General features: G+C 39.9%; 12 protein-coding genes. 8 read left to right on the top strand and 4 right to left on the bottom strand.

All coding sequences use genetic code 11. From position 1 onward, the window contains the following. Window positions 1–57 precede the first annotated feature (57 nt). Window positions 58–291, top strand: coding sequence for a hypothetical protein (locus D7322_RS11720; protein ID WP_121124416.1), 234 nt, complete (start codon window positions 58–60; stop codon window positions 289–291). 237 nt (window positions 292–528) lie between these two features. Here D7322_RS11720 and D7322_RS11715 read toward each other — a convergent pair whose 3' ends face one another. Next, a complete protein-coding gene (locus tag D7322_RS11715; protein ID WP_121124549.1) occupies window positions 529–2,160 on the bottom strand; it encodes an ABC-F family ATP-binding cassette domain-containing protein in 1,632 nt (543 codons plus the stop codon). An 84-nt stretch (window positions 2,161–2,244) separates the two neighbouring features. On the opposite strand from D7322_RS11715, the gene trmD reads away from it, so the two are divergent. From trmD to dusB, 6 genes are all read left to right on the top strand, one after another. Next, window positions 2,245–2,922 (top strand): tRNA (guanosine(37)-N1)-methyltransferase TrmD, encoded by a 678-nt coding sequence (gene trmD / locus D7322_RS11710; protein ID WP_121124414.1) that lies wholly within the window; start codon window positions 2,245–2,247, stop codon window positions 2,920–2,922. A gap of 257 nt (window positions 2,923–3,179) precedes the next feature. Then, window positions 3,180–4,583: an anthranilate synthase component I family protein gene (locus tag D7322_RS11700; RefSeq protein ID WP_121124410.1), complete on the top strand. Its 1,404-nt coding sequence runs from the start codon at window positions 3,180–3,182 to the stop codon at window positions 4,581–4,583. Beyond that, complete coding sequence (locus D7322_RS11695; RefSeq protein WP_121124409.1) at window positions 4,580–4,873, top strand: chorismate mutase; 294 nt, start codon at window positions 4,580–4,582, stop codon at window positions 4,871–4,873. Before D7322_RS11700 ends, D7322_RS11695 begins: the two co-directional genes overlap by 4 nt. Next, window positions 4,860–5,432: an anthranilate synthase component II gene (locus D7322_RS11690; protein ID WP_121124407.1), complete on the top strand. Its 573-nt coding sequence runs from the start codon at window positions 4,860–4,862 to the stop codon at window positions 5,430–5,432. The genes D7322_RS11695 and D7322_RS11690 overlap by 14 nt, the downstream gene beginning before the upstream one ends. A gap of 266 nt (window positions 5,433–5,698) precedes the next feature. Beyond that, complete coding sequence (gene trpC / locus D7322_RS11685) at window positions 5,699–6,481, top strand: indole-3-glycerol phosphate synthase TrpC (RefSeq protein WP_121124405.1); 783 nt, start codon at window positions 5,699–5,701, stop codon at window positions 6,479–6,481. A 400-nt stretch (window positions 6,482–6,881) separates the two neighbouring features. Next, window positions 6,882–7,877, top strand: coding sequence for a tRNA dihydrouridine synthase DusB (gene dusB, locus D7322_RS11680; protein ID WP_121124403.1), 996 nt, complete (start codon window positions 6,882–6,884; stop codon window positions 7,875–7,877). A gap of 51 nt (window positions 7,878–7,928) precedes the next feature. Here the strand turns inward: dusB and D7322_RS11675 are convergent, their stop codons facing one another. The 3 genes from D7322_RS11675 to D7322_RS11665 form a co-directional block, all read right to left on the bottom strand. After that, window positions 7,929–9,365, bottom strand: coding sequence for a lipopolysaccharide biosynthesis protein (locus tag D7322_RS11675; protein WP_245971326.1), 1,437 nt, complete (start codon window positions 9,363–9,365; stop codon window positions 7,929–7,931). A 72-nt stretch (window positions 9,366–9,437) separates the two neighbouring features. Next, a complete protein-coding gene (locus tag D7322_RS11670; RefSeq protein WP_121124398.1) occupies window positions 9,438–9,719 on the bottom strand; it encodes an acylphosphatase in 282 nt (93 codons plus the stop codon). A 37-nt stretch (window positions 9,720–9,756) separates the two neighbouring features. After that, window positions 9,757–10,932 (bottom strand): amidohydrolase family protein, encoded by a 1,176-nt coding sequence (locus D7322_RS11665; RefSeq protein ID WP_121124396.1) that lies wholly within the window; start codon window positions 10,930–10,932, stop codon window positions 9,757–9,759. A 413-nt stretch (window positions 10,933–11,345) separates the two neighbouring features. Here D7322_RS11665 and D7322_RS11660 point away from each other — a divergent pair, with 413 nt between their 5' ends. Further along, a complete protein-coding gene (locus D7322_RS11660) occupies window positions 11,346–13,802 on the top strand; it encodes a TonB-dependent receptor (RefSeq protein ID WP_121124394.1) in 2,457 nt (818 codons plus the stop codon). Window positions 13,803–13,929: the final 127 nt, after the last annotated feature.

The raw sequence follows: 13,929 nt of genomic DNA, 5'->3' as shown, positions 1-13,929 counted from the left end.
TTCAATATACGGATTATCTGTTAGTTTACAACAAAACACTCAATACCAGCGAAGTAATTGAAGCGAGAAAAGCGCCTCATACATCGCCGACAACGGCTTCGCGAGGTATTGAAAGATGCCATCGCAAACGGGATACCCGTATCTGGATACGTAAACGCACTCTCTTATTTTGATGCTTACCGACCCAAAAAATTACCTACAAATATTATACAGGCACAACGTGACTATTTTGGCGCACATACCTATGAACGTATTGATCAGGAAAGTATCTTTCACACACTTTGGGATTAAGGGAAAAAGCTTGAATATTCGATTTAATCTTTGTTTTAAACGCTAAAAAGCGGCTTTATATAAAAAAGCCGCTTTTTATAACTGATTCTCCTATCGAGATGAACCAATGACCTACTTGCTACAAGTCATTTGCTCTACCAGCTGAGCTCAAGAGACTACAGATAAAGTTTCTGATTTCTGTACTGCAAATATCGGGATTGGACCACCGCCTACATTTACACTTCGATGATTTAGAAGCTATCGTTCAATATCCTTCAAACTGTTCATTTTCTTATATTCCAGGAATCCTTTGATATCTTCAAAATGTTCACGGACACGCTTATTTCCAAACTCAAATACTTTCTCCGCTAAGCCGTCCAAAAAGTCACGGTCGTGTGAAACAAGGATCAATGTACCATCAAAATCCTTTAAGGCATCTTTGATAATGTCCTTGGTCTTCATGTCCAAATGGTTGGTCGGCTCATCGAGAATCAACACATTCACGGGCTCCAAAAGCAGTTTTATCATCGCTAGACGGGTTCGCTCGCCACCGGATAACACTTTAACCTTTTTCGTTGTGTCATCCCCGCTGAACATAAAAGCCCCCAGAAGATCTTTCATTTTTACGCGTACATCGCCTACAGCGATTTGGTCGATGGTATCAAAAACAGTCAGTTCGCCATCCAATAAAGCGGCCTGATTCTGCGCAAAGTAACCGATTTTGGCATTATGACCTATCTTTAGCGTACCTTCAAAATCTATTTCGCCCATAATCGCTTTGATCATGGTTGATTTACCCTCACCGTTCTTACCTACAAAAGCAACTTTTTCCCCGCGTTCAATCACCATATTGGCTTTTTGGAATACGACATGATCGTCATATGCTTTGCTAAGATCTTCCACAATCACAGGATATTGGCCCGAGCGCGGTGAAGGGGGAAATTTCAGACGCAAGGCTGAAGTGTCTACTTCGTCAATTTCGATAATTTCCAACTTTTCCAACATCTTAACACGTGACTGTACCTGCAAGGTTTTCGAATAAGTACCTCTAAAACGGTCAATGAATTCCTGATTGTCAGCAATAAAACGTTGCTGCTCCTCATAAGCTTTCAATTGATGCTGACGTCTTTCCTGACGCAGTTCCAAGTAATGACTATACTTGGCTCTATAGTCATAAATACGCCCCATCGTCACCTCAATAGTACGGTTGGTGATATTATCGACAAAGGCCCTATCGTGTGAAATAACAATAACTGCTTTGGCCGAATTGACAAGGAAATCCTCCAGCCATTGGATACTTTCGATATCCATATGGTTGGTCGGCTCATCCAATAAAATCAGATCCGGTTTTTTTAATAATATTTTAGCTAGTTCGATACGCATACGCCATCCTCCGGAAAATTCCGAGGTCTGTCTGCTAAAATCCGATCGTTCAAAACCAAGCCCTTTCAGCACCTTTTCCACCTCCGCATCGTAATTGACCTCTTCGATCGAATAAAACTTCTCGCTCAGCTCCGACACCCGCTCAATCAATTGCATATAATCATCCGACTCATAATCCGTACGGATATTCAGCTGCTCGTTCAGCTGCTCCAATTCATCCCGCATGCCGTAGACCTCCTCGAAAGCTTTCGAGGTCTCCTCAAAGACTGTTACATTATCCTCGGTCAGCAAATGCTGCGGCAGGTATGCAATAATTGCGTCTTTTGGGCCCGCGACATTACCCGTTGTAGGCTTGCCCACGCCAGCGATAATTTTTAGCAGGGTAGATTTGCCCGCGCCGTTCTTACCCATCAATGCAATCTTGTCATTCTCATTGATCGAGAAAGATACATCCGAAAAAAGAGTCGTTCCCCCAAAGGAAACAGAAATATTATTTACGTCAATCACTGTATGTACACTTAAATTTGCCACAAAGATAAGCGAATCAATCTTATAAATAGACAATGGATCATTTTTGTGTATCTTTGCGCCATGCGTTTTGATATTATTACGGTCTTACCAGACCTTTTGGAAAGTCCATTTGCACACTCTATTTTGCAACGTGCAAAGAATAAAGGCCTCGCGGAGATATATGTACACAATTTAAGAGATTACTCAACAAATAAGCACAAAAGTGTGGACGATTACCCCTATGGGGGTAGTTCCGGCATGGTGCTACAGATCGAACCTTTCGCCAAGTGCATTGAACAATTACAGGCCGAACGGACATACGATGAAATCATCTATATGACTCCCGATGGTGAAACGTTCAATCAGGATATTGCCAACGGGCTCTCGACCAAAAGTAACATGATGATTCTCTGTGGCCACTACAAAGGTATAGACCAACGCATCCGGGATATATATGTGACAAAGGAAATCTCGGTGGGTGATTATGTGCTGTCTGGCGGTGAACTTCCGGCAGCAATTGTTACAGACGCGATTATCCGTCTGATCCCCGGAGTTTTGTCCGATGAAACCTCCGCACTTTCGGATTCTTTTCAGGACGGATTGCTCGATGCACCGATCTATACACGCCCCGCAGACTGGAAAGGGCACAAAGTACCCGACATTCTACTCAGTGGACATGAAGCAAACATCGCTTCCTGGAAGCATGAACAACAGCTAAAAAGAACACAGGAAAGACGTCCCGATTTATTAAATGATTAAGAAATACGGTGAATTTTTGTTTTTTTATCACAAAAAGTTTGCTTATTTATTTTTTTTTATAAATTTGTGTAATAATGACACGAAGATATACAAATACAAATTGGTGGTGGCCTGGAGCAATAAGCATCGGGAATCAATTGGTATTGTCATAATATTTCATAATCAACCAAAACCATTTATGGAAATTCCAAACCCGATGCTAACCAGTATCGGGTTTTTTTATGTATAAAATTTATCAAAGCGAATAAAAGAATAAAATGAAGTATAAATTCAAAACACAGAGCAGAAAGTTGCTCGCCGACACAACAACACCGGTGAGTATTTATCTTCGATTACGGGATATCTTTCCAAATTCACTGCTATTGGAAAGTTCCGACTACCATAGTCGTGACAACAATATCAGCTATATTTGTTGCCAGCCCATTGCTGGGATTCAACTAGATGAGCGCGAGTTAACATTAACCTATCCCGGCAATGAACGGATTGTCAAAAAAGCACAAGAAATCGAATTGCGTCAGGAAGTCTCCGACTTTAGGAATTCCTTTGAAGATTCGACGGTAGCCGAATTAAACCTAATCTCAAACGGGCTATTCGGGTACTTTACATTTGACTGCATCGAACATTTTGAGGATATCAAACTGACAACAGCTATCGATCCGGCACGGAAAATACCGTTTATGCAGTATCACGTCTACAAATATGTGATCGCCATCGACCATTTCCGTAATCAGCTTTATATCTTCGAACACCTTTTGGAAGATGAGGAGTCCGAGCTGGAACGCATGCAATTTCTGATCCAGAACAAAAACTTTCCAGAGTACACATTCAAGTTAGCGGGAGAGGAAAGTTCCAATCGTAGCGATGAGGAACACCGTCAACTGGTCAAGAAGATGAAGGAACATATCCAACGTGGCGATGTCTTTCAGATCGTTCCCTCCCGTGGTTTCCGGACCCCATTCTCGGGCGATGAATTTAATGTCTACCGCGCATTACGTTCCATTAACCCCTCGCCTTACCTATTCTATTTTGATTATGGTGACTTTAAACTATTCGGTTCATCTCCCGAGGCACAATTGCGCATCCATGGCAAGCAGGCTACGATCTTCCCAATTGCCGGAACATTCAAGAGAACCGGGAACATGGAAGAAGACCAAAAAATTGCCTCTAGGCTAAAGCAGGATCCAAAAGAAACCTCCGAGCACGTGATGTTGGTAGACCTTGCCCGTAATGATCTGAGCAGACACTGTACCCAGGTTAAAGTAGAATCGTATATGGAACCACAATACTACTCGCATATTATCCACTTGGTCTCGAAGGTAACAGGGGTATTAAAGGATAATATCAATCCATTCGATATTGTGGGAGATACCTACCCTGCCGGAACACTCTCGGGAGCTCCTAAGCACATGGCATTGACACTCATTGACCGCTACGAAGGATTGCAACGCTCGTTCTACTCTGGAGCAATTGGCTTTATGGGTTTCAATGGGGATTTCAATCATGCCATCATGATTCGCTCGTTCTTGAGCAAGCAAAACACCTTACATTATCAGGCCGGCGGCGGAATCGTACTGGATTCTGATCCGGAAATGGAACTCCAGGAAGTGAACAATAAAATAGCTGCTTTGCGAAAAGCATTACAATTAGCAGAAACGTTATGATTAGACCATTAGAATATTGTGTCAATACCCAGCATATTAATGCTTCGATAGATACCATCGACAACCGCATCGTTGAATTGCTAGCCTTACGGAAGACCTATCTCAATAAGGCAAAAGTATTGCAGGATGATACAGATAATGAACAGAATAGGATAAAAAATATCAGCAGCAATCAGGCAACATTGGCAAAGAGATTTGATCTGCCCGTAGAATTTGTCCGGGCGATATTTCAGGAAATAGATAATTACTTTAATCAGGACTATACAACAAGAGGTTATGAGCAACAATAAAATCGTTGTCATTGACAATTACGATTCATTCACCTATAATTTGGTTCATTTGCTACAGGAGTTGGGACAGGACTATGTGGTATTGAGAAATGATAAATTCAAACTGGAAGAGCTGGAAGCATTCGATAAAATACTTCTTTCCCCAGGTCCCGGGATTCCGGAAGAGGCAGGTCTATTGCTTGACGTGATCCGCACCTATGCGCCGCACAAAAGTATATTGGGCATCTGCCTTGGTCAACAAGCAATCGCTGAAGTATTTGGCGGTACATTATTTAACATGGAAAAACCCCTGCATGGTGTTGCAACGGGCATTATCGTAACCGATGAATCCGAAAAGCTATTTCAGGATTTTCCGAAAGATTCGAAAATAGGTCGCTACCATTCATGGGCAGTAAACAAAGATACCTTGCCAAACACGCTCAAAGTTACGGCTGTAGATGAAAATGGTATCATCATGGCACTGACACATACGGAGTATGATGTGCGAGGCATGCAGTTCCATCCAGAATCTGTACTAACAACAAATGGGAAAAAATTAATTGAAAACTGGTTATCTTAGTATAGCATATTGAGATAGGAGTCTTTAGACATTACTTTTACGAGGCTACGTCTCACTGAGTCGTGTAAATGATCACCTATGTACAGGAACACAGCAATGAAAAGCGTATAAGCGTAATAGAGATTTCGCGTCCGCCCAAGGCTTGAAGCACCAAAGTCTCAATACTTAAACTGCAATACTAAAAAATTAAAATAGAGAAAATATGTCAGCCGAAGGCTTAAAGTACTAAAATCTCAATACTCAATACTAATATCTTACTACTACAAATGACAATACTCGATAAAATCATTGAACGAAAAAGAATAGAAGTAGAAAAGGCGAAGGCCTTAGTTCCATTCGAGGAACTGTTGAACTATCCCTATTTCAACGTAGCCTGTCTTTCGTTACGGGAATCTATTTTAGACCCTGAAAAAACAGGGATTATTGCTGAATATAAACGAGCATCTCCCTCAAAAGGGGATATCAATAGTACAGCAAAAGTTGAAGATGTTGTCAAGGCCTATGAAGAAGCTGGCGCTTCGGCTGTATCCGTTCTGACGGACGGCGAATTTTTCAAGGGCCATTTGGAAGACCTCTCCAAAGCTCGGGCAGTTATTAGCATTCCAATTTTGCGCAAAGAGTTCATTGTGGACAAATATCAGATTACCGAAGCCAAAGCGTATGGTGCCGATGTCATCCTCTTAATAGCAGCCTGCCTCAAAAAGGAAGAAGTTCAGGAGTTTGCCGCCTACGCCCATCAGATCGGGCTCAATGTATTGCTTGAAGTACATAATGAGCAGGAACTGTTGGACAATCTTTTCGATGATATTGATGCCATTGGTGTCAACAATAGAAACCTAAAAGATTTCACTGTCGATATACAACATTCGTATGATCTTTTGGATAAGATTCCATCCGAATACATCAAAGTATCCGAAAGTGGCATTTCTGATCCCAAGACAATTAAAGCATTGAAAAAGGCTGGTTTCCAAAGTTTTCTGATCGGTGAAAATTTTATGAAAACCACAGACCCAGGGAAAGCAATCAAAGATTTCGTAAAAGAAATTTGATTTTATTCAAAAACAAATCTGGATAAAAGTGTCCTTGCTGATTATATGCAAGAAAGACATCTTGAAAAAACCTTCATGACCAGACGCACGACCAGCGATGAAAATCAACTGATGGTTCTTTCTGACCAATAGAGGCTCTTTCAAAAAAAGAGGTTATGCATAGATAAAGCCAGTTCTCAGCAAATATACCTTCAATACTGGGAAGGTATATTTGCTTTCATAGGAAAATTCAATCCCGACAACAGCCCTATCTTTCAGCTACCGTTTCGGTGGTTCGCGGAATACACCAGCGCTACGCGCTATGCATTCTGAAGACATAAAAAATCGCCTCTAAACTCATGACAGTTAGCTAACTTTATTCTAATACCAAATTTTGTACCTTTGTAAAAAATTATCGAAGATGTCGGTCAAGATTGGTGAAAATATTGATTTGGGTGAATTCCCTTTATTATTAGCTCCTATGGAGGATGTAAGCGATCCACCGTTTCGCTATGTATGCAAACAGAATGGTGTTGATTTAATGTATACTGAATTTATTTCTTCAGAAGGACTAATCCGTGACGCAGCTAAATCTGTTCAAAAGCTTGATATTTTTGAATATGAACGACCTATCGGTATCCAGATATTCGGTGGAGATATTGAAAGTATGCGTCAATCAGCTGAAATCTGCACAAAAGCAAATCCGAATCTCATCGATATCAATTACGGTTGTCCAGTTAAAAAAGTGGTCTGTAAGGGAGCCGGCTCTTCCTTATTGCAAGACATTGATAAAATGGTTGCGATGACTAAAGCTGTTGTTGAAGCAACTCATCTCCCTGTGACAGTAAAAACACGGCTTGGCTGGGATGATAATACCAAAAATGTATACGAAGTAGCTGAAAGGTTGCAAGACGTCGGTATCAAAGCACTCGCAATTCATGGACGTACACGTGCACAATTGTACAAAGGTCAAGCTGACTGGTCCATGATCCGTGATATCAAACGTAATCCGCGCATTCAGATTCCAATTTTTGGTAACGGTGATGTGGATTCAGTCGAAAAAGCAGCAGCCTGGAGGCAGGAATACGAAGTGGATGGCATTATGATCGGCCGTGCGGCTATTGGTTACCCTTGGATCTTTAGAGAGATCAAGCATTTCTTCCAAACAGGCCAGCGCTTGGAGGGGCCTACAATTGCTGAACGCGTTGAGGTTTGTAGAACACACTTAAACAAATCCATTGAATGGAAAGGTGATAAATTAGGGATCTTTGAAATGCGGAGACATTACGCCAATTATTTTAAAGGAATTCCGAATTTCAAAGAATACAGGATGAAACTGGTTAGTCTTCAAAATCAAGCAGATATACTTGAAGTTCTTCATGAGATTGAACATTCGTTCATGCCTGAATTCATCTAAAAATAACAAATGCGATAACCTAACAGTTACCGCATTTGTTTTAATATGAAATTATCTTCTTCGTATTAATTTCATCAGCCCATTCTTCTCAAAGAAAAAAGTAACACCGAGCAGCAGTAATAACATGGTGTTTCCTATCCAAATATTACTATGGAAAACCTGAAAGCTCAACCACGAAATCAACAGCCCTGCTCCAAGATAGACAGCGATCTTGATCATCTTATATGGTATGGGATAATACTTCTGGCCCCAGTAAAGTGAAAAAGCGATCATGACCAGATATACTACTGTTGTTGATAAAACAGCTCCAACATAGGAATAAGTTGGGATAAGCCACACATTGAGCATAATTGTAATTAGCGCCCCTATTCCCGAAATGTAAATAGCATATCGTGTATGATCAGTCAATTTATACCAAATCGATAGATTCATATATATTCCAAGTAGCACATAATTGAATAAAAGAATGGGGACAATTTTAAGCCCAGTCCAATATGTTGCGACCTCTTTTTCATTGCCTTCAATAAAATACTTCAGCCAATCCAGATTCACTGTCAATCCGACCATTGCAATAACCATAAGGATAACAAAATACTCCATGATTAGGGCATAGGTTTTCGATGCGTTCTGGTTTTTTGAATATGAAAAGAAGAACGGTTCTGCCCCCAATCTAAAAGCTGTCACAAATAAGCTTAGAAATACGGACAATTTAGCAACTGCGCCATAAATACCTAACTCATCTTTCCCCGTCTTTCCAGGGATCAATTTCAGAAAGAACATTTTGTCTAGATTCTCGTTAATAATAAATGAAATATTAGCGACTAAAATTGGGAAGCTATACTTTAACATTTCATTCATTAATTTTCTATCTAGGCTGAATCTGAAAGTTAACAGTTCAGGTAGCAATAGAATTAATGTGACAATACTTGCAAAAAGATTGGAGATAAAGACATAACCAATCCAACCCTCTTTGAACCATGTTCCAGCAAAATCCGCCCAAAATGTATACTTATGTACCCAATCCGGCAAGAACAAAATAAAAAATAGATTTGAAATCACGGTAATACCGATATTAACAAATTTCAATGCACTGTATTTATAAGGTCTGCCCTCTGCCCGTAGCTTTGTAAACGGGACAACAGCTAGCGCATCAGCAACAAGGATAAAAGCAAAATACTTAATGTACTGTTCATATAGATCCACATCCCCCCCATCCGCAAACCAGGAAGCGATAGGTCTTGTGAAAACAAATACAGACAACAATAATAATCCTGAAGTAAATAAAGTTACAAAGAAGCTATTGTTGTAAACTTTATTCTTATTCTGTGGTTCAACTTTCTGTAAATAACGGAAATAAGTTGTTTCCATTCCAAATGCCAGAATAGCATTTAGCATGGACATCCAAGCATAAAAATTAGAATAAACTCCATAGACCCCTGCATCCTTAAATTTACGGAGATAGAGTGGGGTCATCAGGAATCCTATCATTCTTGAAACGATAGTAGTCACACCATAAATAACGGTATCGCTGAGAAATTTCTTAATTGTCGACACTAGGCTTTAGGATTGAACTCTTTTAATCACTTCAAAATTAGAAAAGCCTTTCAGTTCGCCTTCCGTAACTTCAACAGCTTCAACATTTGCATCCTCCGGACCTTCCTGGCAGAAGTCCAACAATGAATCAAGTGCAAAATCGTCCCCTTCGGCCTCCATATAGACAGCCCCATCCTTTTGATTGAGTACAAAGCCTTTCACACCGACCTGATCCGCAACAGCTTTGGCCGTCAATCGAAAAAAGACTCCTTGTACTTTACCTCTTATTGAAATATTCAAATGTTTCATAAGAGCAAAAGTACAGAAGTTTTTGTGGAATTAAATACTACGCTAAACGTTTGATTTTAACTTTATCTGTTAAACGAAAGTTTTCCATACCCTCAAGCAGGACAATCCCCGGTTTTTTGCCGATTTCCAAAGATCCATATTCATCCTCAATATTCAATGCAACAGCTCCGTTGATCGTTGCCCATTGGATTGTTTGCAAGAAATCCAAATCTTCGAAATGTTCATGCAATACCTTCAGTTCTTCCAATACCGAAAGTGTATCATTCGACGCTAGGCTATCCGTACCAATCACTAACCGTTGTCCCGCGTTTATAAAGTTCTGAACCTTAGGAAGGTTCCCCTCAATATATAAATTTGCCTTTGGGCACAGGCACCATACAACATCACGGTCCATTCGTTCTACAAAATCGAGATCTTTTAATGAAGTATAGGTATTATGGACCAACAACAACTTATTCGGATAAGGCAAGTAAGGTAAATAAGACTGGATGGAGTTTCGGGCTTGCGCTTTTATAGAATCCGCATTCTTTCCGATACTCTTATAGAAATCCAGAAATTCACCTGTTTTGTATCTAAACAATTTATTCTCTTCGTCGCTCTCCTGATTATGAATACTAATGATATTAGTCTCAGGCACCGATTTTTTAAATTTCTTAAAAAGAACTTTCGAACACGAATAAGGTGCATGTGGCGTAATGGACACATGACCATTTCTAAATTCTTGTGTTAAAGACTTGGCTTCTTTTAGTTTAAAATCAGCTTCTTCGGGTTCAACCCCAATGACCTCCACAAAGGTATGATAAAGTATTTTTGAATCTTCCTTCTGCTTAGAAGAATTGTCCGTATTCGCATGGTCTCCCACCGCTACGATCCCATTTTCATACATCTCTTTATCCGCTTTCGCCATTGCATCATCCATTTTCTTCATAGACGCACTACGTGAAGTCATTACCTGGCTAAGGAAATTTGGAAGACCGGTACCTTTAGCTACCACGCCTTTCATATGTGACAATTCAAGATGGCAATGGGCATTGATAAAACCCGGAATAATTATTCCCCCATACCTCTCGATTTCGACTTTATCAGTCTGTGTGAATGAAGCAGGGTCATAGATGCCTTGAATTACCCCCTCCTCGTCTACCGCTACAATACCATCTTTTATTGGCATTGAGGTAATCGGTAGAATATAATTTGCGCTTAAATACTTTAACATTTTATCTCCTCACTCTCAAATTAGTAACTAAAAAATTTTTGACTGAATATGAATACATACTAACAGTAGAAAATTCTATACCAAGGTACCTAAAAAGAACAATAAACACCAAAAACAAGCCTAAACGTAAAATTTTAAACCATAAGGAAATTACCACATATTTTCCAAGAAGTATACTTTTTGTAAAAAACACCATCTTTATATACCATTCCGATTTTAATTTATATATTCGCAACGTCGATTAGGGGTGCCTTGTTTTGTCAGAAACACAAATAAAGGCTGAGATCATACCCAACAGATTAAGTTCTGTGCACCTGATCCAGGTAATGCTGGCGGAGGGAGAGGTTAGTTAAATAAAACGGTCATAGTGACCCCTTGCTATGATTTGTTTAACTTAAACAAAATACATCAACATGATCAAATTTTTGATTTGTAGCGTTTTAGCTACTACTTTAAGCCAAATTGCTGTTGCCCAGCACAATTTGACGATTAAAACCGTAGATAAGGATACACAAAGGCCACTACACAATGCAACGATATACATAGACGGACAGGCTTCATTTACAACCAATTCGGACAAAGATGGCTTGATCAAATTATATAATATCGCAGATGGAAAACATACCATTCAAGTCTCGTTTGTCGGATATCAAACCTGGACTCAAAACCTAAACCTCCAACGGGATATGGAATTGACCGTTCAGCTCGATCCAAAAACAATTCGTACCGAAGAGGCTCTTGTGGTATCCACCAGAGCTAAAAAGAATTCACCGACCACATTCAGGAACATCTCAAAAGAAGAGATTTCTAGGAATAATCTGGGACAGGACATTCCCTATCTCTTGAATCAGACACCTTCTGTTCAGGTAAACTCCGATGCAGGAGCCGGCATAGGATATACAAACATGACGATCCGTGGATCTGACAACCAGCGGATCAATGTAACCCTGAATGGTATTCCATTAAATGACGCCGAAAGCATGGGTTCTTTCTTTGTCAACCTTCCTGACTTCGCCTCATCCACGGAAAGCATCCAGGTACAGCGGGGAATCGGAACATCTGCCAACGGGGCCGGATCCTTCGGAGCTTCCCTGAATATTCAATCCAATACATTAGCGGAGAAACCTTATGCCGAACTCAATAATTCATTCGGGTCTTATAATACCTGGAAAAATACGGTAAAACTCGGAACCGGTTTGATCAATGACAAGTTTGCTTTCAATGCCCGCTTATCCAGGATCAGCAGTAATGGTTATATCGAAAGAGGCTCCTCAGACCTGCAGTCCTTCTATATTGATGGAGGTTATTATGGCAAAAAACAGACTTTAAAAGGAATCGTATTCTGGGGAAAGGAAAAGACCTACCAAGCCTGGAACGGCGTACCGGAACCTTTGATCACGGGTGATAGATCTCGCATGGATGATTACGCTGACAATGGATTATACGTATCAGGCACAGAAAAAGACCGATTTATGAACGCCGGCCGAAACTATAATCTGTATACTTATCGAAATCAGACGGACAACTATACGCAAAAACATCATCAACTTCATTACACCAACATTCTAAGCGAAAAATTAACACTTAATACAGCCTTACATTATACACGAGGTTATGGCTACTATGAAGAGATGAGACCCGGTGATAAATTAAGTAAATATGGTTTGCCCGATGTCATCCTCGGTAGTGATACCATAAAAAAAACAGATCTGATCCGCAGAAGATGGTTAGATAATTATTTCTATGGCATGACCTACGCATTGAATTACAAACCGAATGACCAACTTGAAATTACCTGGGGTGGAGCATACAATCAATATCGGGGAAAACATTACGGTGAAGTAATCTGGGCACAGTATGCTTCCAACGGATTTATAGATGATAGATATTACTTCGGAAAATCGCAGAAAAATGATTTCAGCAACTTCCTAAAGGTAGATTACAAATTGGATAAATGGATCTTAATGGCCGACGTCCAGTACAGAAATGTAGACTATCACATGTATGGGGATGATGATAAGGTCAAAAATTATAATTACCACCCAAAATTCAATTTTCTAAATCCCAAAGCCGGAGCAACCTATCTGTTAAATGATCATGCAAACATCTATGCTTCCTACGCTTTCGCTCAAAAAGAACCCGTCCGAAAAGATTTCATAGAGAAGAACAGCAAACTTCCGGATCCTACGCCAGAAAAAATGCAGGACATTGAAATTGGATATAGATTCACCAATACCAAATTCAATATTGGATTAAATGGATACGGGATGTTTTATAAAGACCAGTTGATTCCAACAGGCGAGATCAGTGATACGGGTGCTCCTATCCGACAAAATGTAAAAGACAGCTATCGAATCGGACTGGAATTTGACGGAGCCTGGAACATCAGTAAGCAATTGAACTGGAAGGCGACAGCCAGCTTCAGTCAAAACAGAATTAAGAATTTTGAAGAAATTGTGAAAGATATAAACGGTGTCAGCCCAGATACCAAAATTTTCTATCCAAAGACAGATATTGCCCTGTCTCCAAATACGATTATATCCAGCAATTTTTCCTATAGCCCTATTGAGCCGCTTACATTTTCGTTGCTGTCAAAATATGTAGGACGACAATACCTCGACAACTCATCCACAGAAGAAAGAAGCATTTCCTCTTATTTCGTCAACAATTTGCTGGCAAACTATAATTTTACGGCGTTAGGCATCAAAAATATTAGTGCGACTTTACTGGTCAACAATATCCTCAACGAGAAGTATGAAACCAATGGCTACACCTTTGGTGGAATGGACAGTGATACCAGAAAATATTATAATTTCTACTTTCCACAGGCACCTGCAAATTTTATGTTAGGCCTGAATATCAAATTCTAACAGTTAAGATTCTATATATCAAGAGCCGCCTTATCTATTCAAAATAAGGCGGCTTTTTATTTTGGCAGCAATAAATGTTAGATTGGATCGTGTTTGACGATGGGAATTTTTAACTTTGGTTTTATAC

This window comes from Sphingobacterium puteale (genome assembly GCF_003627955.1).
GTDB lineage: Bacteria > Bacteroidota > Bacteroidia > Sphingobacteriales > Sphingobacteriaceae > Sphingobacterium > Sphingobacterium puteale.
The sequence above is the reverse complement of the archived record's forward strand: the minus strand, read 5'-3'. Positions and strand labels throughout refer to the sequence as shown.

What these genes read in the sequence shown, in the direction of transcription:
- D7322_RS11690 (WP_121124407.1), top strand. Translation starts at nt 4,860, where the DNA reads ATGAGCAACAATAAAATCGTTGTCATTGACAATTACGATTCATTCACC.
- D7322_RS11695 (WP_121124409.1), top strand. Translation starts at nt 4,580, where the DNA reads ATGATTAGACCATTAGAATATTGTGTCAATACCCAGCATATTAATGCT.
- dusB (WP_121124403.1), top strand. Translation starts at nt 6,882, where the DNA reads ATGTCGGTCAAGATTGGTGAAAATATTGATTTGGGTGAATTCCCTTTA.
- trmD (WP_121124414.1), top strand. Translation starts at nt 2,245, where the DNA reads ATGCGTTTTGATATTATTACGGTCTTACCAGACCTTTTGGAAAGTCCA.
- D7322_RS11675 (WP_245971326.1), bottom strand. Translation starts at nt 9,365, where the DNA reads ATGATAGGATTCCTGATGACCCCACTCTATCTCCGTAAATTTAAGGAT.
- D7322_RS11700 (WP_121124410.1), top strand. Translation starts at nt 3,180, where the DNA reads ATGAAGTATAAATTCAAAACACAGAGCAGAAAGTTGCTCGCCGACACA.
- D7322_RS11670 (WP_121124398.1), bottom strand. Translation starts at nt 9,719, where the DNA reads ATGAAACATTTGAATATTTCAATAAGAGGTAAAGTACAAGGAGTCTTT.
- D7322_RS11665 (WP_121124396.1), bottom strand. Translation starts at nt 10,932, where the DNA reads ATGTTAAAGTATTTAAGCGCAAATTATATTCTACCGATTACCTCAATG.
- trpC (WP_121124405.1), top strand. Translation starts at nt 5,699, where the DNA reads ATGACAATACTCGATAAAATCATTGAACGAAAAAGAATAGAAGTAGAA.
- D7322_RS11660 (WP_121124394.1), top strand. Translation starts at nt 11,346, where the DNA reads ATGATCAAATTTTTGATTTGTAGCGTTTTAGCTACTACTTTAAGCCAA.